General features: G+C 69.2%; 24 protein-coding genes. 18 read left to right on the top strand and 6 right to left on the bottom strand.

Annotated elements, in window-relative coordinates:
- Positions 1-840, top strand: coding sequence for a shikimate dehydrogenase (gene aroE / locus H9L17_RS07400; protein WP_187571890.1), 840 nt, complete (start codon positions 1-3; stop codon positions 838-840).
- A gap of 46 nt (positions 841-886) precedes the next feature.
- Here aroE and H9L17_RS07405 read toward each other — a convergent pair whose 3' ends face one another.
- Both H9L17_RS07405 and H9L17_RS07410 read right to left on the bottom strand, forming a co-directional pair.
- Complete coding sequence (locus tag H9L17_RS07405) at positions 887-1,849, bottom strand: energy transducer TonB (protein WP_187571684.1); 963 nt, start codon at positions 1,847-1,849, stop codon at positions 887-889.
- Between the two features lie 77 nt (positions 1,850-1,926).
- Entirely contained in the window at positions 1,927-2,472 is a 546-nt protein-coding gene (locus H9L17_RS07410; protein WP_187571891.1) for a gamma carbonic anhydrase family protein, read from the bottom strand.
- Between the two features lie 62 nt (positions 2,473-2,534).
- Between H9L17_RS07410 and H9L17_RS07415 the strand changes: the two genes are divergently transcribed.
- From H9L17_RS07415 to H9L17_RS07425, 3 genes are all read left to right on the top strand, one after another.
- Entirely contained in the window at positions 2,535-3,947 is a 1,413-nt protein-coding gene (locus tag H9L17_RS07415) for a coniferyl aldehyde dehydrogenase (RefSeq protein WP_187571685.1), read from the top strand.
- Between the two features lie 139 nt (positions 3,948-4,086).
- Positions 4,087-4,935 (top strand): DUF72 domain-containing protein, encoded by an 849-nt coding sequence (locus H9L17_RS07420; RefSeq protein ID WP_187571686.1) that lies wholly within the window; start codon positions 4,087-4,089, stop codon positions 4,933-4,935.
- Positions 4,928-5,668 carry a DNA-formamidopyrimidine glycosylase family protein gene (locus H9L17_RS07425; protein WP_187571687.1) on the top strand — a complete coding sequence of 247 codons (741 nt, stop codon included), beginning with the start codon at positions 4,928-4,930 and terminating at the stop codon, positions 5,666-5,668. The genes H9L17_RS07420 and H9L17_RS07425 overlap by 8 nt, the downstream gene beginning before the upstream one ends.
- Here the strand turns inward: H9L17_RS07425 and H9L17_RS07430 are convergent.
- Positions 5,650-6,234, bottom strand: a complete 585-nt coding sequence (locus tag H9L17_RS07430) for a GIY-YIG nuclease family protein (RefSeq protein ID WP_187571688.1) — start codon at positions 6,232-6,234, stop codon at positions 5,650-5,652. The genes H9L17_RS07425 and H9L17_RS07430 overlap by 19 nt on opposite strands.
- Before the next feature lie 136 nt (positions 6,235-6,370).
- Here H9L17_RS07430 and xth point away from each other — a divergent pair, with 136 nt between their 5' ends.
- Positions 6,371-7,141 carry an exodeoxyribonuclease III gene (gene xth / locus H9L17_RS07435; RefSeq protein WP_187571689.1) on the top strand — a complete coding sequence of 257 codons (771 nt, stop codon included), beginning with the start codon at positions 6,371-6,373 and terminating at the stop codon, positions 7,139-7,141.
- 72 nt (positions 7,142-7,213) lie between these two features.
- Here xth and H9L17_RS07440 read toward each other — a convergent pair whose 3' ends face one another.
- Positions 7,214-7,462, bottom strand: coding sequence for a GlsB/YeaQ/YmgE family stress response membrane protein (locus H9L17_RS07440; RefSeq protein ID WP_187571690.1), 249 nt, complete (start codon positions 7,460-7,462; stop codon positions 7,214-7,216).
- A gap of 189 nt (positions 7,463-7,651) precedes the next feature.
- Here H9L17_RS07440 and rsmG point away from each other — a divergent pair, with 189 nt between their 5' ends.
- The 9 genes from rsmG to rpmG all read left to right on the top strand — a co-directional run bounded on the left by rsmG (position 7,652) and on the right by rpmG (position 14,676).
- Entirely contained in the window at positions 7,652-8,293 is a 642-nt protein-coding gene (rsmG, locus tag H9L17_RS07445) for a 16S rRNA (guanine(527)-N(7))-methyltransferase RsmG (protein ID WP_187571691.1), read from the top strand.
- A 60-nt stretch (positions 8,294-8,353) separates the two neighbouring features.
- Complete coding sequence (locus H9L17_RS07450; protein WP_187571692.1) at positions 8,354-9,157, top strand: ParA family protein; 804 nt, start codon at positions 8,354-8,356, stop codon at positions 9,155-9,157.
- On the top strand, positions 9,154-10,077 hold the full coding sequence (locus tag H9L17_RS07455; RefSeq protein WP_187571693.1) for a ParB/RepB/Spo0J family partition protein: 924 nt from the start codon (positions 9,154-9,156) through the stop codon (positions 10,075-10,077). The genes H9L17_RS07450 and H9L17_RS07455 overlap by 4 nt, the downstream gene beginning before the upstream one ends.
- Positions 10,078-10,090: 13 nt before the next feature.
- Positions 10,091-10,837 carry a glycosyltransferase family 2 protein gene (locus H9L17_RS07460; protein ID WP_187571694.1) on the top strand — a complete coding sequence of 249 codons (747 nt, stop codon included), beginning with the start codon at positions 10,091-10,093 and terminating at the stop codon, positions 10,835-10,837.
- On the top strand, positions 10,834-11,184 hold the full coding sequence (locus H9L17_RS07465; RefSeq protein ID WP_425507411.1) for a lipid-A-disaccharide synthase N-terminal domain-containing protein: 351 nt from the start codon (positions 10,834-10,836) through the stop codon (positions 11,182-11,184). Before H9L17_RS07460 ends, H9L17_RS07465 begins: the two co-directional genes overlap by 4 nt.
- Positions 11,185-11,433: 249 nt before the next feature.
- Positions 11,434-13,200: a DUF885 domain-containing protein gene (locus H9L17_RS07470; protein ID WP_425507412.1), complete on the top strand. Its 1,767-nt coding sequence runs from the start codon at positions 11,434-11,436 to the stop codon at positions 13,198-13,200.
- Positions 13,201-13,234: 34 nt separating this feature from the next.
- Positions 13,235-14,002 carry a CPBP family intramembrane glutamic endopeptidase gene (locus H9L17_RS07475; protein WP_187571695.1) on the top strand — a complete coding sequence of 256 codons (768 nt, stop codon included), beginning with the start codon at positions 13,235-13,237 and terminating at the stop codon, positions 14,000-14,002.
- Positions 14,003-14,261: 259 nt separating this feature from the next.
- Positions 14,262-14,498, top strand: a complete 237-nt coding sequence (gene rpmB / locus H9L17_RS07480) for a 50S ribosomal protein L28 (RefSeq protein WP_187571696.1) — start codon at positions 14,262-14,264, stop codon at positions 14,496-14,498.
- A 13-nt stretch (positions 14,499-14,511) separates the two neighbouring features.
- On the top strand, positions 14,512-14,676 hold the full coding sequence (rpmG, locus tag H9L17_RS07485; RefSeq protein ID WP_028840080.1) for a 50S ribosomal protein L33: 165 nt from the start codon (positions 14,512-14,514) through the stop codon (positions 14,674-14,676).
- Positions 14,677-14,807: 131 nt separating this feature from the next.
- Here rpmG and H9L17_RS07490 read toward each other — a convergent pair whose 3' ends face one another.
- Positions 14,808-15,641, bottom strand: coding sequence for an META and DUF4377 domain-containing protein (locus H9L17_RS07490; RefSeq protein WP_187571697.1), 834 nt, complete (start codon positions 15,639-15,641; stop codon positions 14,808-14,810).
- A gap of 101 nt (positions 15,642-15,742) precedes the next feature.
- Complete coding sequence (locus tag H9L17_RS07495) at positions 15,743-16,597, bottom strand: undecaprenyl-diphosphate phosphatase (protein WP_187571698.1); 855 nt, start codon at positions 16,595-16,597, stop codon at positions 15,743-15,745.
- A 262-nt stretch (positions 16,598-16,859) separates the two neighbouring features.
- Between H9L17_RS07495 and glnA the strand changes: the two genes are divergently transcribed.
- The 4 genes from glnA to H9L17_RS07515 all read left to right on the top strand — a co-directional run bounded on the left by glnA (position 16,860) and on the right by H9L17_RS07515 (position 20,996).
- The gene (glnA, locus tag H9L17_RS07500; protein WP_187571699.1) at positions 16,860-18,269 is read left to right on the top strand and encodes a type I glutamate--ammonia ligase; all 1,410 of its coding nucleotides are present in this window, start codon (positions 16,860-16,862) and stop codon (positions 18,267-18,269) included.
- A gap of 286 nt (positions 18,270-18,555) precedes the next feature.
- Positions 18,556-19,275: a TorF family putative porin gene (locus tag H9L17_RS07505; protein ID WP_187571700.1), complete on the top strand. Its 720-nt coding sequence runs from the start codon at positions 18,556-18,558 to the stop codon at positions 19,273-19,275.
- Between the two features lie 22 nt (positions 19,276-19,297).
- Positions 19,298-19,636 carry a P-II family nitrogen regulator gene (locus H9L17_RS07510; RefSeq protein ID WP_187571701.1) on the top strand — a complete coding sequence of 113 codons (339 nt, stop codon included), beginning with the start codon at positions 19,298-19,300 and terminating at the stop codon, positions 19,634-19,636.
- A 19-nt stretch (positions 19,637-19,655) separates the two neighbouring features.
- The gene (locus tag H9L17_RS07515) at positions 19,656-20,996 is read left to right on the top strand and encodes an ammonium transporter (protein ID WP_187571702.1); all 1,341 of its coding nucleotides are present in this window, start codon (positions 19,656-19,658) and stop codon (positions 20,994-20,996) included.
- Positions 20,997-21,013: the final 17 nt, after the last annotated feature.

Below are 21,013 nucleotides of genomic sequence, written 5' to 3' on the forward strand. Positions count from 1 at the left end.
ATTCCGATGGGCAAGCGCTACGCGGTGTTCGGCACGCCGATCTCGCATTCGCAATCGCCGCGCATCCATGCCGCGTTCGCGCGGCAGACCGGCATCGAGTTGGACTATGTCTCCATCGAAGCCGGCCACGACGATTTCGCGGCGAAGCTCGCCGCTAGCGGCGCGCAGGGCGCCAACGTCACCCTGCCGCTGAAGGAAGATGCCTTCGCCCTATGCCGCGAGACCAGCGAGCGGGCACGCCGCGCCGGCGCGGTCAACACCCTGATCCGCGACGGCGACGGCTGGCGCGGCGACAACACCGACGGCCTCGGCCTGGTGCGCGACCTCACCGAACGCCACGGCCTCGACCTGCGCGAACGCCGCGTGCTGCTGCTGGGCGCCGGCGGCGCCGCGCGCGGTGTGGCCCCGGCGCTGCTGGACGCCGGAATCAGCGCCCTGTTCGTCGTCAACCGCACGCCGGAACGCGCCGACGCCTTGGCCGATGCGATGGGCGAACCGGGCCGCGTGCACGCGCGCGGCTGGGACGCGCTGCCCGCGCTGGGCGAATTCGACCTTCTCGTCAACGCCACCTCGGCCACCCGCGGCGGCGCGCTGCCGCCGCTGCCGATGGCCCTGGCCGGCCTGCGCAGCGCGGCGGTCGATCTGAGCTACGGCGAAGCGGCGGTGGCCTTCCTCGCCTGGGCCCGCGCCGCCGGCTGCACCCACGCGATGGACGGCCTGGGCATGCTGGTGGAGCAGGCGGCGGAAAGCTTCCTGCTCTGGCACGGCGTGCGCCCGGAAACCGATCCCGTGTACGCGGCGCTCAACGGGCAGGGCGATGCGCTGGTGACGGCGGACTGAGTAGCGGCAAAGCGCGCGCCGCTCCGGCGCATCGAAACCCGAAGGATCAGAGCGCCCGGTTCAGCACGCTGCGGTCGGTCAGGCGGAATGGCGTGCTGCCGGACACCTGCTCGCTGCCGGCGAGATCCGAGACGCCGACGATCTGTTCGCCGGGCTTGGCGCGCAGCCATGGGGCTGGCAGATTCGGACCACGGAACTCATAGCGCCATGCACCGGCAAAATGCGCCCCCTTGTCTTTCCTTGGAACGTCCATCACGTATTCCACCGGCATCCTGACGGTCACGGCATCGTTGTCCAGCGCTGCCGGATCCTGGGCTTCGATATTGAACGTCCAGTGTCGCGCTACCCGCATCGATTCCTTCTCCAGTAGCGCCCGCGCCTTGTCCAGGATCTCCGATCCGCCCTTGACATTCAGCAGGCTGGACTGCGCCGCGAACACCTCGGCCACCGTTCCGTCCGGATTGAGGCGCAGGTTCAGCAACACGATGCCCTCGACGCCGGCCCGCATCAGCCCGACGGGATAACCGGGCGGCTGCAGCCTGCGTGCCGAAATCAGCACCGGCGCTTGCGCCGATTCACCCACCGGCGCGATGGCTTCGCCCGCCTCGGCGGCGGCTCGCTCCGCGGCCCGTGCCGCTTCATGGTCTTCCTTGGTCAACGGCGCGAACACCACGTTGTCGATCCGCACTTCGTACCCGCCGGCCACTTCCGATGCGGCCAAGGTAATCCGCATCGGCGTCCTGGCATTGACCGCTCGACCGCCCTGCTGCATCGGCACCAGCTTCCACGCCGGAATCGCCTTGTCCAGCATCTGCTGCAAGTTCGCACTCAGCGGCGTGCGCAGCTTGTACTCCAGCACTTGACCTTCCGAGCCGATGGTCAGCTCGCCATCCACCCGCATCGTCATCACGCTTTCGCCGCCCGCCTGCACCGCCAGCCGATCGCCGGCCCAAGCGCCCGCGGACGCCAGCAGCAATGCAAGCAGTCCAAACCTCAACGTGTTGTGCATCCCCATTCTCCCCAGCAATGTGTCGGCTTCGCCCCCGCGAAGCCGGATCATGCTACACGCGGCACGTGTGGAATCGCTCAGTCCACGCCACCCGCCAGATACTCATCCTTCAACCGCACGTAATGCCCGGCGCTGTAATACAGCGCCTCGATCTCCGCATCGCTGAGCATCCGCGCCTTCTTCGCCGGATTACCCAGCCACAGCTCGCCTTCGCCCACCACCTTGCCGGGCGCGACGAGCGCGCCGGCGCCGACGAAGCCATGCTTCTTCACCACCGCGCCATCCAGCACGATCGCGCCCATGCCGATCAGCACCGCGTCCTCGATGGTGCAGGCGTGGATGATCGCCTTGTGGCCGATGGTCACGTCGCTGCCGATGCGGGTGGCGAAGCCGCCCAGCTTGGCGTGCGGGCCGTCGTGGCTGACGTGGACGACGGTGCCGTCCTGGATATTGGTGCGATCGCCGATGCGGACGAAGTTGACGTCGCCGCGGATCACGGTGAACGGCCAGACCGAGACGTCGTCGCCCAGCACCACGTCGCCGATCACGCTGGCGGCGGGATCGACGTAGGCGCGCTGGCCGAGGGTGGGCAAACGGCCACGGTAGGGGCGCAGAACGGACATTTTCGTGTGCATGCCGCCATTCTAGGGCCACGCCGCGGAAGACCGGCACTACACTCCGGCGCATGGACGCCATCGCCGACACCCAGCCCGCCGACCTCGCTCCCACCCTGCAGCGCCTGCGCGCCGCCTGGCAGGCCCGCAAGCCGGACTACGCGCAGCGCCGCGACGACCTGCAGCGCTTGCGCGATGCGCTGAAGCGGCGGCTGGACGAGATGGCTCGCACGATCTCCGCCGACTTCGGCCACCGCTCGCTGGACGAAAGCCGCATCGCCGACGGCATGACCGCGCTCAACGAGATCGACCATCTCATCCGCCACCTGCGCGGCTGGATGAAGCCGCGCCGGGTCGGCGTGGGCTGGCGCTTCCTGCCGGCGCGCGCGCAGGTGCGGCCGGTGCCGCTGGGCGTGGTCGGGGTGATCGCGCCATGGAACTACCCGGTCAATCTCGCCCTGATCCCGCTGGCGACCGCGATCGCCGCCGGCAACCACGTCTACCTGAAACCCTCCGAGCACACGCCGCGCACCAGCGCCTTCCTGCGCGACCTGCTGGCCGAAGTGTTTCCGGCCGACCGCGTCGCCGTCGCCACCGGCGGCGCCGAAGTGGGCGCGGCGTTCGCGGCGCTGCCGTTCGACCACCTGGTGTTCACCGGTTCCACCGCCGTCGGCCGCAAGGTGATGGCCGCTGCCGCGCCCCACCTCACGCCGCTGACGCTGGAGCTGGGCGGCAAGTCGCCGGCGCTGGTCTGCGACGACTATCCTGTCGAAAAGGCCGCCGCCCGCATCGCCACCGGCAAATGGTTCAACTGCGGCCAGACCTGCATCGCGCCGGACTACGTGCTGGTGCCGGCGAACAAGCGCGACGCGCTGATCGAGGCGCTGCGCCGCGAAGTGGCGGCGCGCTACGGCGCCGACTTCGCCAACCTCGGCGACTACACCCGCATCGTCAACGACGGCCAGTACGCGCGCCTGCAAGGCTATCTCGACGACGCGAAGCAGCGCGGCATCGACATCGTCACCCTCGGCGGCAGCGCCGATCCGTCGCAGCGCCTGCTGCCGCCGACCGTGCTGCTGGAGCCGGGCGACGATGCCAAGGTGATGCAGGACGAAATCTTCGGCCCGCTGCTGCCGGTCAAGAGCTACCGCACGCTGGACGAGGCGATCGCCTACATCAATGCGCACGACCGCCCGCTGGCGCTGTATCCCTTCAGCCACGACCGCACGGCCATCGAGAAGATCCTGCACGACGCCATCGCCGGAGGCGTGTCGGTCAACGACACGCTGTTCCACTTCGCCATCACCGGCCTGCCGTTCGGCGGCGTCGGCGCCAGCGGCATGGGCGCGTACCACAGCCGCGTCGGCTTCGACGCGATGAGCAAGCTGCTGCCGGTGCTGTGGCAGGCGCGCCGCACCGGCGGCGACCTGCTCAAGCCGCCGTATTCGAAGGCGAAGTGGCTGATCGATCTGATCGTGCGGTAAGCGCACGCGCTTCATCGGCGATGCCGCTACGAATGCCGTAAAGGCGCGCCGTTGATGCATCGCGCGCGTCTTCACTTGCGCTGCCGCGCCAGCGCATCCGCTCACGGCATCTTCATCGGCGGACGGGTCTTGTGTGCGCATGGCAGACCGTTCGCCTTCGACCTCCGGCGCCCCGGAGCCGGCTGAACCCGCGGAGACCGGAATCCGCGACGAAGACGCGCGTGTGCCACGGACGCCCGCCATCCGGGTGGGCTGCGCGGGCTGGTCGATCCCGGCGCGGCATCGCGCCCTGTTCGGCGAGGGGGACAGCGTGCTCGCGCGCTACGCCACCCTGTTTTCCGCGGTGGAAATCAACTCCTCGTTCTACCGGCCGCACCAGACCAGGACCTATGCGCGCTGGGCGGACAGCGTGCCGGCGGGCTTCCGTTTCTCCGTCAAGATGCCGCGCACGATCTCGCACGAACGCCGCCTGCGCGATGCCGATGCGCCGCTCGACCGCTTCCTCTGCGAAGCCGGCGCGCTCGGCGACCGGCTCGGCGGCTTCCTGCTGCAACTGCCGCCCAACCTGGCGTTCGACGCGCGCATCGCCGCCGCGTTCTTCCGCTCTTACCGCCAGCGCAGCGAGGCGCTGCTTGCCTGCGAGCCGCGTCATTCGAGCTGGTTCACGCCGCCCGCGGAAACCCTGCTGGCGGAGCACGGTGTGTCGCGGGTGGCGGCCGATCCTCCGCGCGCCGTGGTCGGCGCGGTTCCCGCCGGCGACGCGCGCTGGCGCTACTGGCGTTGGCACGGTTCGCCCGAGGTCTATTACAGCGACTACCAGGAGGCGCGCCTGCAGGCGCTGGCCGCCGGGATCGCCGGCATCGGCGCGGGCCGCGAAACCTGGGTGATCTTCGACAACACCGCGCAAGGCCACGCGATCGCCAACGCGAACCGCCTGCGGGAACTGCTGGCCGCGACCGGCGCGACGGCAGGACGCGGCGATGCCTGAAGGCCCGTCCATCGTCATCCTGCGCGAAGAGGCGGCGAAGTTCCGCGGCAGGACGGTGCGCGAAGTCTCCGGCAACAGCAAGCTGGACCTGGAACGGATGCGTGGCAGGAAGATCGTCGCGCTGCGCAGCTGGGGCAAGCACTTCCTGATCGAGTTTCGCGGCTTCAGCCTGCGCGTGCACCTGCTGCTGTTCGGCTCCTACCTGATCGACGCCGAGAAGGAGGCGGCGCCGCGGGTGTCGCTGCGCTTCGACAACGGCACGCTGAACTTCTACGCCTGTTCGCTGAAATACATCGAAGGCCCGCTGGACGAGGCCTACGACTGGCGCGGCGACGTGATGGCGCCGGAATGGGATCCGAAGCTGGCCAGAGCCAAGCTGAAGAAGCAGCCGGACGCGCTGGTCTGCGACGCGCTGCTCGACCAGGACGTCTTCGCCGGCGTCGGCAATATCATCAAGAACGAGGTGCTGTTCCGCATCCGCGTGCATCCCGCCAGCAAGGTCGGGGCGCTGCCGCCGCGCACGCTCGGCCGGATGATCGAGGACGCGCGCGCCTACAGCTTCCAGTTCCTCGAATGGAAGAAGCAGTACGTGCTGCGTCAGCACTGGCTGGTGCACAACAAGTCGCTGTGCCCGAACTGCGGCGGCAAGCTGGCCCGCCAGCACATGGGCGTGCGCAATCGCCGCACCTTCTTCTGCGTGCGCTGTCAGGTGCTCTATCCGCCGCCCGCCTGATCGTCCAGGCGAAGCAGCTCCAGCACGTCCGCCGGGATCAGCGCCGACAACTCCGCGCCGAACGCGCGGTGCGCGTCCGCGAGATCACGCACCGCCGCGATTTCCTCCGGCGTCAGCACGCCGTCGCGTTCGTTCCGCGCCACTTGGTCGAGCACCGACGCCAGCATGTGCCGCTGCGCATACATCGCCGAGGCGACGTGCGGGCGCGCGTCCGCATGCACGGTGAAGCCCTCGTCCCCGCAGCGGGCGACGAACCCGCGCGCCGCGGCCGATGCGCCCCGATACCATTCCGTGGCGCCGCCGGCGAACGCGCGCATGGTGAGCGGGACCGGACAGCCGTGCTCCTTCAGCAATCGATGCAGGGCGGTTTCCAGCCGCTGCGCGTCGCGGCGGGATTCGGTTTCGACCAGCAGGCTGCGCTCCAGGTCGAACGCCTCGAACCAGCGGCGGTGGAAGCCCGACCAGCGCGCGACCGGATCGGCGGTCAGCCCCACCTTGAGCAGGTCCTCCGCGCCGCTCATCCGCAGCACGTACAGGAACGCGGGGCCGTGGCGGGCGCTCGGCATGGCGGCAGGATACAGGCGGCCGGCGCGACGCCGCTCACCCGCCGTCCACGCGCGTCGCATCGCGTCATCGCCCGGTGCGGTAGGCTGCGCCGCATCCGCAGCGCCGCCTCCGGCCCATCACACCGTTCGGGACTCCATGAAAATCGCCAGCTGGAACGTCAACTCCCTCAACGTCCGCCTGCCGCAGCTGCAGCAGTGGTTAAGCGACTTCGCGCCGGACGTGATCGGCCTGCAGGAAACCAAGCTGGAGGACCACCGCTTCCCCGACGCCGCGCTGGCCGAGCTCGGCTACCGCAGCGTGTTCCACGGGCAGAAGACCTACAACGGCGTGGCGATCCTGGCGCGCGACCGCGCCATTGAGGACGTGCAGATGGCCATTCCCGGCTTCGACGACGCGCAGGCGCGCGCCATCGCCGCCACCGTCGGTGACGTGCGCATCGTCAATCTCTACGTGGTCAACGGCCAGGACGTCGGCACCGAGAAATACGCCTACAAGCTGCGTTGGCTGGAGGCGGTGCGCGGCTGGCTGGCGGCCGAGCTGCTGGCGCATCCGAAGCTGGTGGTGCTGGGCGATTTCAACATCGCGCCCGACGCGCGCGACGTGCACGACCCGGCGGTCTGGAACGACGCCCACATCCTCACCTCCGCCGCCGAGCGCGACGCGCTGCGGCACCTGCTGGCGCTGGGCCTGCACGACGGCTTCCGCCTGCACAACGACGAAGGCGGCATCTTCAGCTGGTGGGATTACCGGCAGGCGGCGTTCCGCCGCAACCTCGGCCTGCGCATCGACCTGACCCTGGTGTCCGACGCGCTGCGCGGCGCCGCGGTGGCGTCCGGCATCGACCGCACGCCGCGCGAATGGGAGCGCCCCAGCGACCACGCGCCGGCGTTCGTCGTGCTCGGCTGATCGAAGCGGCCCCGGAAAGAACGAAGGCCCGGCAAGCCGGGCCTTCGTGCGACCTCCGTGTCGTGCCGCGTTTCAGCGCACGCGGCCGCGACGAAGCAGGTTGACGATGGCGAGCAGGATCACCGCGCCGAGGAAGGCCGAGACGTAGCCCATGAAGCCGGCGCCGCCGATCATCGGCGCGATCAGCCAGCCGCCGATCCACGAGCCGACGATGCCGACCACCACGTTGAGGACGATGCCCTGCTGGCCGTCCGTGCGCATGACGATGCTGGCCAGCCAGCCGATGATGCCGCCGATGATCAACCAGACGATGAGATTCATTGCGTTGCCTCCGAAAGAGAGGAAGTGGGCCCGGACGGGCTGCGGCTTGCACGACGCCCCGGCGCGGACGAGCGGGGGACGGCGGCAGTCTTCCCCACCCCGCGTGATGACCGCGTTGGCGTCGCCGAACGTGCGTTCAGCGATGCCGTCGCCGCGTGAAGACGGCCGCCGGCGCGGCATACTGTGCGCATGACCGTGGACACCGACGCCCTGCGCCCCGAGCTCGAAGCCGGGCTCGCGCAGCTTTCGCTGGAGCCGGCGCTGGCCGGCCCGCTGCTCGACTACCTCGCGCTGCTGGCGCGCTGGAACGCCACCTACAACCTCACCGCGATCCGCGACCCGCGCGAGATGCTGGTCAAGCACCTGCTGGATTCGCTGGCGATGCAGCCGTTCGTGCGCGACATCAAAACGCTGGCCGACCTCGGCACCGGCCCCGGCCTGCCCGGCATCCCGCTGGCGATCGCCACGCCGGGCCTGCAGGTCACGCTGGTGGAAAGCAACGGCAAGAAGGCGCGCTTCCTGCGCGAAGCCGTGCGCCAGCTCAAGCTGCCCAATGCGCAGGTGGCCGAATCGCGGATCGAGGCGTTCCAGCCCGACGCCACCTTCGACGCCATCACCGCGCGCGCGCTGGCGACCTTGCCGCTGATCCTGGAGCTGGGCGGGCACCTGCCCGGCCCCGACGGCAAGCTGCTGGCGATGAAAGGCGTGGTGCCGGAGGACGAGATCGCCGCGTTGCCGCCCGGCTGGCGCGTGTCCTCGCTGCATCCGCTGCGGGTGCCGGGGCTTCCCGCCGAACGGCATCTGGTCGAAATCGTGCGGACGCGGGCATAGGGCATAATCCCCTGTCCTGCCTGCGCGCCGCGCAGGCCCAGACGCAGGAACACACGCCGCATGGCCCGCATCATCGCCATCGCCAACCAGAAGGGCGGGGTCGGCAAGACCACCACCGCCGTCAACCTCGCCGCCGCGCTGGCCCGCACGCCCAAGCGCGTGTTGCTGGTGGACCTGGACCCGCAGGGCAACGCCACCATGGGCAGCGGCGTGGACAAGCGCGAGCTGGAGGTGTCGATCACCGACGTGCTGCTGGGCGAGGCGCAGCCGCAGGCCGCGATCGCGCGCTGCGAGGACGGCTTTGATCTGCTGCCCGGCAACATCGACCTGACCGCCGCCGAGATCCAGCTGATGGATGCGGAAGGCCGCGAAGCCAAGCTCAAGGTCGCGCTGGAAATGGTGCGCGGCAACTACGACTTCATCATCATCGACTGCCCGCCCTCGCTGTCGCTGCTCACGCTCAACGCGCTGAACGCCGCCGACTCGGTGCTGGTGCCGATGCAGTGCGAGTACTACGCGCTGGAAGGGCTGTCGGCGCTGCTCGACACCATCAACGCGCTGAAGGGCCGGCTCAATCCCGATCTCGAGATCGAAGGCGTGCTGCGCACCATGTTCGACGTGCGCAACAACCTCGCCAACGGCGTCTCGGCCGAATTGACCAACCACTTCGGCGACCTCGTGTTCCGCACGATTGTTCCCCGCAACGTGCGCCTGGCCGAAGCGCCGAGCCACGGCCAGAGCATCATCGGCTACGACAAGGCCAGCCGCGGCAGCGTGGCCTACCTCGGCCTCGCCGGCGAAATCATCCGCCGCCAGCGCGAACGGCAGCAGCGCGCCGGAGACAACAAGGAGAAGGCCGCATGAGCGATGCGGTGAAGGGAAGCGCCAAGAAGCGCGGATTGGGCCGCGGCCTGGAAGCCCTGCTCGGCCCGAAGGCCGCCGCCGAGGCGCCGGCGTTGCAGGCGATGCCGGGCGACGTGCTGCGCACGCTGCCGGTCGATGCGATGGTGCCGGGCAAGTACCAGCCGCGCCGCACGATGGACGACGCAAAACTCGAGGAACTGGCGTCCTCGATCCGCGCACAGGGGGTGATCCAGCCCATCGTGGTGCGCGAGCGCGGCGGCAAGGGCGGCCGCACCTACGAAATCATCGCCGGCGAGCGTCGCTGGCGCGCCTCGCAGCGCGCGGGCCTGGCCGAAGTGCCGGTGGTCGTCCGCGAGGTGGACGACCGCACCGTGGTGGCGATGGCGCTGATCGAGAACATCCAGCGCGAAGACCTCAACCCGCTGGAAGAAGCGCAGGCGCTGCAGCGGCTGATCGACGAGTTCGACCTGACCCACGCCGCCGCCGCCGAGGCGGTGGGCCGCTCGCGCGCCGCGGTGAGCAACCTGCTGCGCCTGCTGGAACTGCCGGAGCCGATCCGCGCGCTGGTGCAGAGCGGCGCAATAGAAATGGGCCACGCCCGCGCGCTGCTGCCGCTGGCCGAACCGATGGCGATCGCGCTGGCGAAGCAGGCCGCCGAGGAAGGCTGGTCGGTGCGCCAGGTGGAACACCGCGTGCAGCAGCTCGCCGCCGGCAAGGTGCCGACCGAGCCGAAGAAGGCCGCGCCCAAGGCGAAGGCGCCGCAGGCCGACATCGCCGCGCTGGAGCGCGAGCTGTCGGAGACGCTGGGCAGCAAGGTCGCGGTGCTCAACGGCCGCGGCAACAAGGGCAAGCTGGTGATCCACTACGCCAACCTCGACGCGCTCGACGGCGTGCTGGAACGCCTGCGCAACAAGGCCTGACCGCGCCCGCCGCATGAGCGAACTGCCGCAACTCTCGGTCGTCGTCCCCGTCCACAACGAGGAGGACAACGTCGCGCCGCTGGTAGCCGAAATCCTGGCCGCGCTGCGCGGGCGGGTCGCGTTCGAGATCGTCTACGTCGACGACACCTCGCGCGACGGCACCCTGCAACGCCTGCGCGATTTGCAGGCGGCAACGCCGGAGCTGCGCGTCGTCCGCCACCTGGCGAACGCCGGCCAGAGCACTGCCGTGCGCAACGGGGTAAAGGCCGCGCGCGCGCCGTGGATCGCCACCCTCGACGGCGACGGCCAGAACGATCCGGCCGACATCCCGAACCTGCTCGCCAGGCGCGACGCCTCGCCCGCCGAGGTGAAGCTGTTCGCCGGCTGGCGGGTCAACCGGCAGGATTCCGGCAGCAAGCGCTGGGCGTCGAAGTTCGCCAACGCGATCCGCAGCCGCATGCTGCGCGACGCCACCCCGGACACCGGCTGCGGCATCAAGCTGTTCGAGCGAGACGCCTTCCTCGACCTGCCCTACTTCGACCACATGCACCGCTACCTGCCCGCGCTGATGCAGCGCGCCGGCTGGCAAACCGTCAGCGTGCCGGTCAACCACCGCCACCGCACCGCCGGCGTGTCGAAGTACAACAACCTCGGCCGCGCGCTGGTCGGCATCAAGGACCTGTTCGGCGTGGCCTGGCTGATCCAGCGCAGCCGGCGCACCGCGGTGGAGGAATTGCCCGGTCAAGGCGGGCCGCGATGATCGCCGCGCCGCCGCCCGGCTTCATGGACACGCCGCTGGCCGCGCTGGCCTGGACCGGCATCCACATGAGCCCGTGGAAGCTGATCGGGCTGGTCGGCGCGCTGATGTTCGGCGGCCGCTGGCTGGTGCAGTTCATCGCCAGCAAGCGCCACGGCAAGCCGGTGATCCCGCGGCTGTTCTGGTACATGAGCATCCTCGGCAGCCTGATGACGCTGGCCTATTTCATCTTCGGCAAGAACGACGCGGTCGGCATCCTGCAGAACCTGTTCCCCAGCTTCACCGCCTGCTACAGCCTGTATCTGGACATCCGCCATCGCGGATGGAAGCGCGACCGCGCGGGGCATTGACTCAATTCCGTCATTCCCGCGAAAGCGGGCGTCTTTCGCAGACGAATGTCTGTGTATCCAAGGACGTTGCCTTCGGATTGGCGAGAACTGAAGTCCATGGATTGGACAGACATTCGTCTGTCGGTAGCGGCCCGCTTTCGCGGGAATGACGAGCAAAAGCCGTGGCGCAGGCACGCAGGCGAATAGCACAGGCGAGCCCCTCGTGGCCCGATGCTACGATCCGCAGCCTCGCTCCCTGGACGCCGCATCGTGAAGACACCGCTCCGCGCCTGCCTACTCGCCCTGTGCCTGATGCCCGCGCTGGCGGTCGCGCAAGCCGCGCCGGCGACGCCGGCCGACGCCGCCTTCCGCGCGATCTACCAGTCCGAATGGACGTGGCGGACGCAGCAGGCCGCCGGCTGGGACGAGGACAGCGACAACGACGCGGCTTCGGCCAGCACCCGCCTGCCCGATGTCGGCCCGCAGGCGCAGGCCAGGAAGCTGGCCTACCTGGACGGCGTGCTGAAGCGGCTCGACGCCGTCGACGTGCAGGCACTGTCGCCGGCCGAGCGGGTGAACTACGAAATCTACCGTCCCCAGATCGAGCACAAGGCGGCGTCGCTCCGCTTCCGCGACTACGAGATGCCGTTCAACGCCGACAGCTCGTTCTGGTCGAACCTCGACTTCATGGCCCGCGCCGATCTGCGCGACGCCGACGCCTACCGCGCCTACGCCGCGCGCCTGCGCGACGTGCCGCGCTACTTCGACCAGCAGATCGCCAACATGCGCGCCGGGCTGGCGCGCGGTTTCTCGGTGCCGCGCGCGGTGCTGGACGGCCGCGACGTGTCCATCGCGATGACCGCCGAGCTGAAGACGCCCGAAGAGTCGAGCCTGTACGCGCCCTACGCGAAGATGCCGGCGACCATCCCGGCGGCCGAGCAGGACGCGCTGCGCGCCGAGGGCGTTGCCGCGATCCGCGACGCGGTGATCCCCGCGTTCGCCAAACTGCTGACGTTCTTCCGCGAGGATTACGTGCCGCACGCGCGCACCACGCTGGCCGCCGAGGCGATGCCGGACGGCGTGGCCTGGTACCGCGAGCAGATCCGCAACTACACCACGCTGGACCTGTCGCCGGACGAGATCCACGCGATCGGCCTGAAGGAAGTCGCGGCGATCCGCGCCGAGATGGACGCGATCATCGACAAGCTCGGCTTCCAGGGGAAAGCGCGGGACACCCGCTTCGCCGATTTCCTCGCCTTCCTGCGCACCGACCCGCAGTTCTACGCGAAGACGCCGCAGGAACTGTTGAACGACGCCGCCTGGATCAGCAAGCGCGTCGATGGCGAAGTGGGCAAGCTCATCGGCACGCTGCCGCGCGGGCGCTTCACCATCGTGCCGGTGCCGCCCAGCATCGCGCCGTTCTGGACGGCGGGCCGCGGCGGCGCCGACACCTACTGGGTCAACACCTACAACCTGCCCAGCCGCCCGCTGTACAACCTGCCGGCGCTGACCCTGCACGAATCCTCGCCGGGGCATTCGCTGCAGCAGTCGCTGGTGCAGGAACAGGGCGAGCTGCCCGGCTTCCGCAAGGAATACATCAGCGCCTACGGCGAGGGCTGGGGCCTGTACAGCGAATGGCTGGGCAAGGAGATGGGCATCTACCAGACGCCCTACGAGGACTTCGGCCGCCTGACCTACGCGATGTGGCGCGCCTGCCGGCTGGTGATCGACACCGGCGTCCACCACAAAGGCTGGACGCGCGAACAGGCGCTGGCCTACCTGCGCGACAACACCGCGCTGTCCGAGCACGAGGTGACCACCGAGGTCGACCGCTACATCAGCTGGCCGGCGCAGGCGCTGAGCTACAAGCTGGGCGAGCTGACCATCATGCGGCTGCGCCGCGAGGCGGAAACCGCGCTGGGCGCGAAGTTCGACGTGCGCGCCTTCCACGACACCGTGCTGTCGCAGGGCTCGGTACCGCTGCCGGTGCTGGAGTCGCAGGTGCGGGCGTGGGTGGTGGCACAGCAGGTGAAGTGAGACGGGCGAACCGCTCCATCGCAGGGGAATCGGAATGAACAAGCGCCTCGTACTCGGCTTCCTGCTGCTGTTCGTCGTCTACCAGACGTCGGAAGGCCTGCAGACGGTGTTCGCACCCGGCAATCCGCTCGGACCGGCGCTGATGCTGCTGGCGCTGTTGCTGGCGTGGCCGGTGGGACGCTGGCTCGACGGCAGCGGCTGGCGCGCGTTCGGGCTGCATGGCCGCCGCTGGGTCGGCATCCTCGGCGGCGGCCTGCTGCTGGCGATGCTGGCGAAACTGGCCGCGGAAGCGATCGCGCTGTGGCTGGGCATCGAAACCTTCGCCGCGCCGGTGGCGCTGCCGCTGTCGGCGGTCGCGCTGCTGCTGGTCACGACGTTCATTCCCTCGCTGGCCGAGGACATCCTCACCCGCGGCTTCCTGCTGCGGCTGGCGCCGAAGCCGCTGGGATTCTGGGGCTACACGCTGGCGAGCGCGCTGCTCTACACCGCCAACCATCTGTGGCGGCTGGACTGGGGCGCCACCGAGCAGCTCCGCCTGTTCTGCCTCGGCCTGGCCTACGGGGCGGCGGCGTGGCGGTTCCGCTCGCTGTGGGCGGCGGTGGGCCTGCACTGGGGCTGGAACCTCGCCAACGCGCTGCTGTCGCAGGCCTGGCCCGGTCCGGTCGAGGACGTGGCCGGCGCGCGGCTGGTGTCGGCGGCGGTGCACCTGGCGATCTTCGCGATCCTGGCCGGATGGGTGCGGCGCGAACGCGGCGAGGACGGCGGACAGGCCCTGGCCGGCAACGCGTCCACGTCGCCCTGAGCCCCGCGAAGGACCTGACTTGTGCCGTCGCGCAACCCGGTGACGGCAGGCGCTCCGCTTCACCCGGGGCGGCGGCTGGCGACGCGGCGTTTGCGCCGGCCGGCCATGCAATCCCCTAAGTGCTTGCGCGACAAGGGAAACCCCCGCATAATGCGCGGCTCGCTGCGTCCCGCAGCACCTCCCGTCGCCGGATCCATCCGCGGCGGGGCCGCCGGTTTCCGGGCTACGGAAGCCATCCACCACACCATCGAGGTGCCCAGTGTCCAAAGTCTGCCAAGTCACCGGCAAGCGCACGACGACCGGTAACAACGTCTCGCACTCCAACCGCAAGACCCGTCGCCGCTTCCAGCCCAACCTCCACGAGCGCCGCTTCTGGGTCGCCTCGGAGAACCGTTGGGTCAAGCTCCGTGTTTCCACCGCCGCGCTGCGCACCATCGACAAGAACGGCATCGACGCCGTCCTGGCCGACCTGCGCAAGCAGGGCGAGAAGGTCTGAGGAGGACTGAACCATGGCTACCAAGCGCGACAAGATCCGCCTGATCTCCTCGGCCGGCACCGGCCACTTCTACACCACCGACAAGAACAAGAAGAACACGCCGAACAAGATGGAGGTCAGCAAGTACGACCCCGTCGTTCGCAAGCACGTGATGTACAAGGAAGGCAAGATCAAGTGACGTCCTGACGCGCTTTCACAACGTGAAAGCGCCTTTGCAAGGACGTCATCCCCGCGAAGGCGGGGATCCAGCTCTTCCAACGAAGAAACCCGCCTCACGGCGGGTTTCTTTTTGCGCGGACATCGCCCGGTTCACTTCCCGGACGCGTCGCTCTCCACCACCATGTCGAGCACGTAGGCGTACTTCGACGCATCCGCCGGCACGTCCTTGCGCGTGTAGCGGTCGACGCGCAGCACGTTGCGCACGCCGTCGCGGTGCTCGTAGCCCTCGATGTCGTCGTAGAAGTTCTGGAACGCGCCGGGCTCGCCGATCTTCAGGCCCTTGTCGTCGTACTTGACCTCGCGCACCTGCAGGCACTGCTTGTCGGGGATCAGCGGATGGCTGCACGGGCGGGCGGCGGCGGCCACTTCCAGGAAGATGCGCTCGCCGGGGCCGCCGTAGCGGGTTTCGGCGGTCATCTCGCCGGCGAAGGTGAGCACGTCGCCCGCGGCGTTGGTCAGCACCAGCGTGGGCGCGTCGCCCTCGTCGATGCGCATCGCGAGCTTGCCCTGCAGGCGCTTGCCGATCTCCTGGTCCAGCGCCATCAGCGCCTTGTCCTGGCAGGCCATCATGGTCGAGGCCATCGGGTTGACCGTCAGCGAGTCGCCGGCGAGGACGTGGTGGGCGCTCATCGAGTTGCAGCCGTTGACGACCGACAGCATTGAGGCATTGAAGTCGAGCTGCAGCGGCTTGTCCGCGCGCGCGAACAGCGCGTCGATGCGCTTGCCCCCGGCGTCGCGGGCGTCGGTCAGCCGCCAGTGATGGCCGCTCAGGGTGAGCGCCGCCTGCAGCGCGCTCGGCTTCGCCGCGCCGGCCTCCTGCGTCGCAGGCGTTGCGGCGGGTGTCACGGCGGAGCCCGGCTGCGTGGGCGCGGCGCAGGCGGCGAGGATCAGGGGCAGGAACAGGACGGGGATCGGATTGCGCACGAGAGGTGTCTCCAGCGGGGGAACCGGGGTGAACGGCCGAAGCCGGCCGATGGGGTTGCAGCCGGATGCCAAGCGTACGCCGGGCGCGCCCGGCCGGGGCGTCAGCCGCCGGCGGGCAGCCACAGCAGCAGCGCCACGCCCAGCGCCAGCCGGTAGGCGGCGAACGCGGTGAAGCGGTGGCTCTGGATGTAGCGCAGCAGCCACTTCACCGCCACGAACGCGGTGACGGCGGAGGCGACGAAGGCGACGCCCAGCGCGTTCCAGTCCTCGCCGGCGATGCCGCCGTCCTTCAGCATCGACAGGAATTCGTAGCCGGTGGCCGCGAACATGGTGGGGATGCCGACCAGGAAGGCGAACTCGGTGGCCGCCGCGCGGCTGGTGGTGCCGGCCAGCAGCGCGACGAAGATGGTGGCGGCGCTGCGCGAGGTGCCGGGGAACACGCCCGCCACCACCTGCGCCACGCCGACCAGCACCGCCGTGCGCCACGCGATCGCGGTGCGCTCGCCCTCGCTCGCCGCCCGCCGCGCGGCGAGCTGCTCCGCCGCGACCATCCAGAACGCGCCCAGGATCAGCGCCCAGGCGATCGGCCGCACCGTGTCCGGCAGCTCCCAGCCCATCTTCTTCAGCAGCAGGCCGCCGACCGCGGTCACCGCGAACGCCAGCATCAGCTTGAAGCCGTAGTTGCGCACCTCGGCCGGGCGCACGTCCACGCCCAGCGGATCAAAGGGCGCGCGCAGGTCGCGGCCGGCGAACGCGGCCAGCAGGCCCCACAGGCGCTGCCGGTAGATCACGGTCACCGCCAGGATCGCGCCGGCCTGGATGGCGATGTTGAACAGGTCGCTGCGGTGGCCCAGCCAGCGCTCGGCGATCAGCAGGTGGCCGGTGCTGGAGATCGGCAGGAACTCGGTGATGCCTTCGATGATGCCCAGCAGCAGGGCGGCAAGCAGGTCGGACATGGGGGAACGGGCGCCGGAGGAAGGTGCGGTGGCCGCACGGGCAGGCGCGCAGCTTAACCCGAAGCGGCGATTGCACCATTAACGTGCATTGTTCTAGATAAATTCGCAAAGACCGGGCAATTGAGTGAACCCCTTGATCGCTTGACCTTGAAAATCAATGGCTTGCGAAACCGCGCGAATTGGCACGCCCCATGCTTTATCCAGCGCATCGCCAGCGCGCGATCCATCGTCCGAATCCGTCCTCATACCGCCCGGAGCCACCATGTCCCTCGAACACGTCGAAAAGCTCATCAAGGATCACAAGGTCGAGTTCATCGACCTGCGCTTCGCCGACATGCGCGGCGTGCAGCACCATGTGACCTTCCCGAAGTCCATCGTCGACGCCAGCCTGTTCGAGGACGGCAAGATGTTCGACGGCAGTTCGATCAGCGGCTGGCGTGGCATCCAGAACTCCGACATGGTGCTGCTGCCCGACCCGTCCACCGCCTTCCTGGATCCGTTCACCGCCGATCCGACGCTGGTGCTGACCTGCGACATCCTCGATCCCACCACCATGCAGGCCTACACCCGCGACCCGCGCGGCGTGGCCCGTCGCGCCGAGGCCTACCTGAAGGCCAGCGGCATCGCCGAGCAGGGCTTCTTCGGGCCGGAGCCCGAATTCTTCATCTTCGACTCGGTGCGCTTCGCCAACGAGATGGGCCACACCTTCTTCCACGTCGATTCGGAAGAGGCGCACTGGAACTCCAGCCGCGACTATGACGGCCGCAACAGCGGCTACCGCCCGATGGTGAAGGGCGGCTACTTCCCGGTGGCGCCGCTGGATTCGCTGCACGACCTGCGCGCGGAGATGTGCAAGACGCTGGAACAAGTCGGCATCGAAACCGAGGTGCACCACCACGAAGTGGCCAACGCCGGCCAGTGCGAGATCGGCACCAAGTTCAATTCGCTGACCAAGAAGGCGGACGACCTGCTGACGATGAAGTACGTCATCAAGAACGTCGCCCACCGCAACGGCAAGACCGCGACCTTCATGCCCAAGCCCATCGTCGGCGACAACGGCAGCGGCATGCACGTGCACATGTCGCTGGCGAAGGACGGCAAGAACCTGTTCTCCGGCGACGGCTACGGCGGCCTGTCGCAGATGGCGCTGTGGTACATCGGCGGCGTGTTCAAGCACGCGCGCGCGATCAACGCCTTCGCCAACTCCACCACCAACAGCTACAAGCGGCTGGTGCCGGGTTTCGAGGCGCCGGTGATGCTGGCCTATTCGGCGTCCAACCGTTCGGCATCCTGCCGCATCCCGTACGTGGCGAACCCGAAGGCGCGCCGCATCGAGATCCGCTTCCCCGATCCGATGAACAGCGGCTACCTGACCTTCGCCGCGCTGCTGATGGCCGGCCTGGACGGCATCCGCAACCAGATCGACCCGGGCGCGCCCAGCGACAAGGACCTGTACGACCTGCCGCCGGAAGAGGAGAAGGGCATCCCGATCGTCTGCCACTCGCTCGACCAGGCGCTGGAAGCGCTGGACGCCGATCGCGAGTTCCTCAAGGCCGGCGGCGTGTTCACCGACGACTTCATCGACGCCTACATCGCGCTGAAGATGAAGGAAGTCACCGCGTTCCGCGCGGCGACCCACCCGTTGGAATACCAGATGTACTACACGATCTGACGCGCCAGACGCGTCGGAGCGAAGCAGGCTGATCCTCGCTTCGCTCCCCTCCCCGGCGAGGATCGGACGGGACGGGAGGGCGCACCGACGGGTGCGTCCCTCCCGCGCCTATGCGGCTGGCGGAGGGTGCGAAGCGGGGCCATGCGCGGCGGCGCCGCGCGACACGCGACCACGGGAGAACGCACGCGATCGCCGATCGCGGCAGGCAGGACACGCATCGTCCCTGTGCTGCACGAGCACGAAACCAATGACCGGGGAGGGCTGCCGCTTATGAGGAGCCTGCGTCATGTCGTCTCAGCACCGTTTCATCCGTTGCATCCGCGGCGCCGCGATGGCGCTCGCACTGGCGGGATCCGCCGCCACCGCGCACGCCGGCAATACCAGCGGCAGCGTGGCCGTCACCAGCGACTATCTCTTCCGCGGCGTCAGCCAGACCGGCCGCAAGCCCGCCTTGCAGGGCGGCGTCACCTGGACGGCCGATAACGGCACTTATGCGGGCGCCTGGGGCAGCAGCATCGGCTGGCTGTCCGATGCCGATCCGGGCGTGTCCAGCCAGGTCGAGCTCGACGGCTTCCTCGGCTATTCCGGCGCGTTCGGCGACAGCGGCGTCGGCTATGACGTGGGCGCCAACTACTACTGGTATCCCGGCGACTATCCGGCGGGCTTCAACAGCCCGAACACGCTCGAACTCTACGCCGGCGTGACCTGGAAGATCCTCGGCGCGAAGTACTGCCACTCGACCACCGATCTGTTCGGCGTGCCCGGCTCGAAGGGCAGCGGCGATCTCGACGTGACCGCCAACTGGGAATTCACGCCCGGCTGGACGCTCGACGCCGGCGTCGGCAGGCAATGGGTCAAGCGCAACCGCGACCTCGACTACGGCTACTGGAAGCTCGGCGTGACCCGACGCTTCGGCAGCGGTTTCAGCGTCGCCGCGTCCTACAACGACACCGACCTCAACGGCCTGGACGACGCCTTCGTGCTGTCGCTCTCCAGGGCGTTCTGACGGCACACACCAGGGAGCCAAGATGAAACTGATCACCGCCATCATCCGCCCGTTCAAGCTCGACGACGTGCGCGAAGCGCTGGGCGAGGCCGGTGTGTCCGGCCTGACCGTCTCCGAGGTCAAGGGCTTCGGCCGCCAGAAGGGCCATACCGAGCTGTATCGCGGCGCCGAATACGTCGTCGATTTCCTGCCCAAGCTGAAGATCGAAGTCGCGGTGACGGACGCGCTGTTCGACGCCGCCATCGACGCCATCGTCGCCTCCGCCGGCACCGGCAAGGTCGGCGACGGCAAGATTTTCGCGGTCGCGCTCGACCGCGTGGTGCGCATCCGCACCGGCGAACTCGACGCCGACGCCCTCTGACCACCCCACGGAGACCCACATGAAAACCGCTTCCGTTTCCGGGTGGACGACCCGGCTGTACGCAATGCTGGCCCTCGCCCTGTCCGCCGCGCCGGCGCTCGCGCAGGACGCCGCCGCGCCCGTCGTCGAAAAGGGCGACGTGGCCTGGATGCTCGTCTCGACCCTGCTGGTGCTGATGATGGTGGTGCCCGGCCTGGCGCTGTTCTACGGCGGCATGGTGCGCGCCAAGAACGTGCTGTCCGTGCTCATCCAGGTCGCCGTGGTGTTCTCGCTGCTGGTGGTGCTGTGGGCCTGCTACGGCTACAGCCTCGCCTTCTCGGGCGGCGGCGCGTGGATCGGCGATCTCGACAAGCTGTTCCTTCGGGGCGTCACCCCGGCGTCGCTGGCCGCCACCTTCAGCGCAGGCGTCGCCCTGCCGGAATACGTGTTCGCCGGCTTCCAGGCCACCTTCGCCGGCATCACCGGCGCGCTGATCGTGGGCGCGTTCGCCGAGCGCGCGAAGTTCGGCGCGATCCTGCTGTTCGCGGCGATCTGGTTCACCTTCGGCTACCTGCCGATGGCGCACATGGTCTGGGCCACCGGCGGCTTCCTGTTCGAGAAGGGCACGCTGGACTTCGCCGGCGGCACGGTGGTGCATATCAACGCCGGCGTGGCCGGCCTCGTGGGCGCGTGGTTCGTCGGCAAGCGGCTGGGCTACGGCCAGACCGCGCTCAAGCCGCACAACGTGACGCTGACCTTCGTCGGTGCGTCGCTGCTGTGGGTGGGCTGGTTCGGCTTCAACGCCGGTTCCAACCTGGAGGCGAACGCCGGCGCGGCGCTGGCCTTCCTCAACACGCTGCTGGCGACGGCGGCGGCGGTGCTGGGCTGGTCGTTGACCGAACGCATCGTCAAGGGCAAGTCGTCGGCGCTGGGCGTGGCCTCGGGCATGGTGGCGGGGCTGGTGGCGATCACCCCGGCCTGCGGCACGGTCGGTCCGTTCGGCGCGATCGCGCTCGGCTTCATCGCCGGCATCGTCTGCGTGTGGGGCGTCAACGGCCTGAAGAAGCTGCTCGACGCCGACGACAGCCTCGACGTGTTCGGCGTGCACGGCCTCGGCGGCATCGTCGGTGCGCTCCTGACCGGCGTGTTCTCCGCCGATTCGCTGGGCGGCACCAAGGCTGTGGCCGAGGGCTACAGCATCGCCGCACAGGTCGGCGTGCAGGCGCTGGGCGTGGCGATCACGCTGGTCTGGATCGGGCTGGTGTCGGTGGTCGGGTTCCTGGTCGCCAGGCTGGCGTTCGGCGGGCTGCGCGTGAGCGAGGACGCCGAGCGCGAGGGCCTGGACATCGCTACCCACGGCGAAACCGCCTACCAGTCGTGAACCGCGGCGGGCGCCGG

The sequence above is a fragment of the Thermomonas brevis genome, assembly GCF_014395425.1.
Taxonomy (GTDB): Bacteria; Pseudomonadota; Gammaproteobacteria; order Xanthomonadales; family Xanthomonadaceae; genus Thermomonas; species Thermomonas brevis.

Coding starts and splice junctions, on each gene's coding strand:
- xth (WP_187571689.1), top strand. CDS start 6,371: ATGAAAATCGCCAGCTGGAACGTCAACTCCCTCAACGTCCGCCTGCCG.
- H9L17_RS07420 (WP_187571686.1), top strand. CDS start 4,087: ATGGCAGACCGTTCGCCTTCGACCTCCGGCGCCCCGGAGCCGGCTGAA.
- H9L17_RS07430 (WP_187571688.1), bottom strand. CDS start 6,234: ATGCCGAGCGCCCGCCACGGCCCCGCGTTCCTGTACGTGCTGCGGATG.
- H9L17_RS07505 (WP_187571700.1), top strand. CDS start 18,556: ATGTCGTCTCAGCACCGTTTCATCCGTTGCATCCGCGGCGCCGCGATG.
- H9L17_RS07450 (WP_187571692.1), top strand. CDS start 8,354: ATGGCCCGCATCATCGCCATCGCCAACCAGAAGGGCGGGGTCGGCAAG.
- H9L17_RS07455 (WP_187571693.1), top strand. CDS start 9,154: ATGAGCGATGCGGTGAAGGGAAGCGCCAAGAAGCGCGGATTGGGCCGC.
- H9L17_RS07460 (WP_187571694.1), top strand. CDS start 10,091: ATGAGCGAACTGCCGCAACTCTCGGTCGTCGTCCCCGTCCACAACGAG.
- rpmG (WP_028840080.1), top strand. CDS start 14,512: ATGGCTACCAAGCGCGACAAGATCCGCCTGATCTCCTCGGCCGGCACC.
- H9L17_RS07440 (WP_187571690.1), bottom strand. CDS start 7,462: ATGAATCTCATCGTCTGGTTGATCATCGGCGGCATCATCGGCTGGCTG.
- H9L17_RS07510 (WP_187571701.1), top strand. CDS start 19,298: ATGAAACTGATCACCGCCATCATCCGCCCGTTCAAGCTCGACGACGTG.
- H9L17_RS07515 (WP_187571702.1), top strand. CDS start 19,656: ATGAAAACCGCTTCCGTTTCCGGGTGGACGACCCGGCTGTACGCAATG.
- H9L17_RS07410 (WP_187571891.1), bottom strand. CDS start 2,472: ATGTCCGTTCTGCGCCCCTACCGTGGCCGTTTGCCCACCCTCGGCCAG.
- rsmG (WP_187571691.1), top strand. CDS start 7,652: ATGACCGTGGACACCGACGCCCTGCGCCCCGAGCTCGAAGCCGGGCTC.
- H9L17_RS07425 (WP_187571687.1), top strand. CDS start 4,928: ATGCCTGAAGGCCCGTCCATCGTCATCCTGCGCGAAGAGGCGGCGAAG.
- glnA (WP_187571699.1), top strand. CDS start 16,860: ATGTCCCTCGAACACGTCGAAAAGCTCATCAAGGATCACAAGGTCGAG.
- H9L17_RS07495 (WP_187571698.1), bottom strand. CDS start 16,597: ATGTCCGACCTGCTTGCCGCCCTGCTGCTGGGCATCATCGAAGGCATC.
- H9L17_RS07475 (WP_187571695.1), top strand. CDS start 13,235: ATGAACAAGCGCCTCGTACTCGGCTTCCTGCTGCTGTTCGTCGTCTAC.
- H9L17_RS07465 (WP_425507411.1), top strand. CDS start 10,834: ATGATCGCCGCGCCGCCGCCCGGCTTCATGGACACGCCGCTGGCCGCG.
- H9L17_RS07415 (WP_187571685.1), top strand. CDS start 2,535: ATGGACGCCATCGCCGACACCCAGCCCGCCGACCTCGCTCCCACCCTG.
- H9L17_RS07405 (WP_187571684.1), bottom strand. CDS start 1,849: ATGCACAACACGTTGAGGTTTGGACTGCTTGCATTGCTGCTGGCGTCC.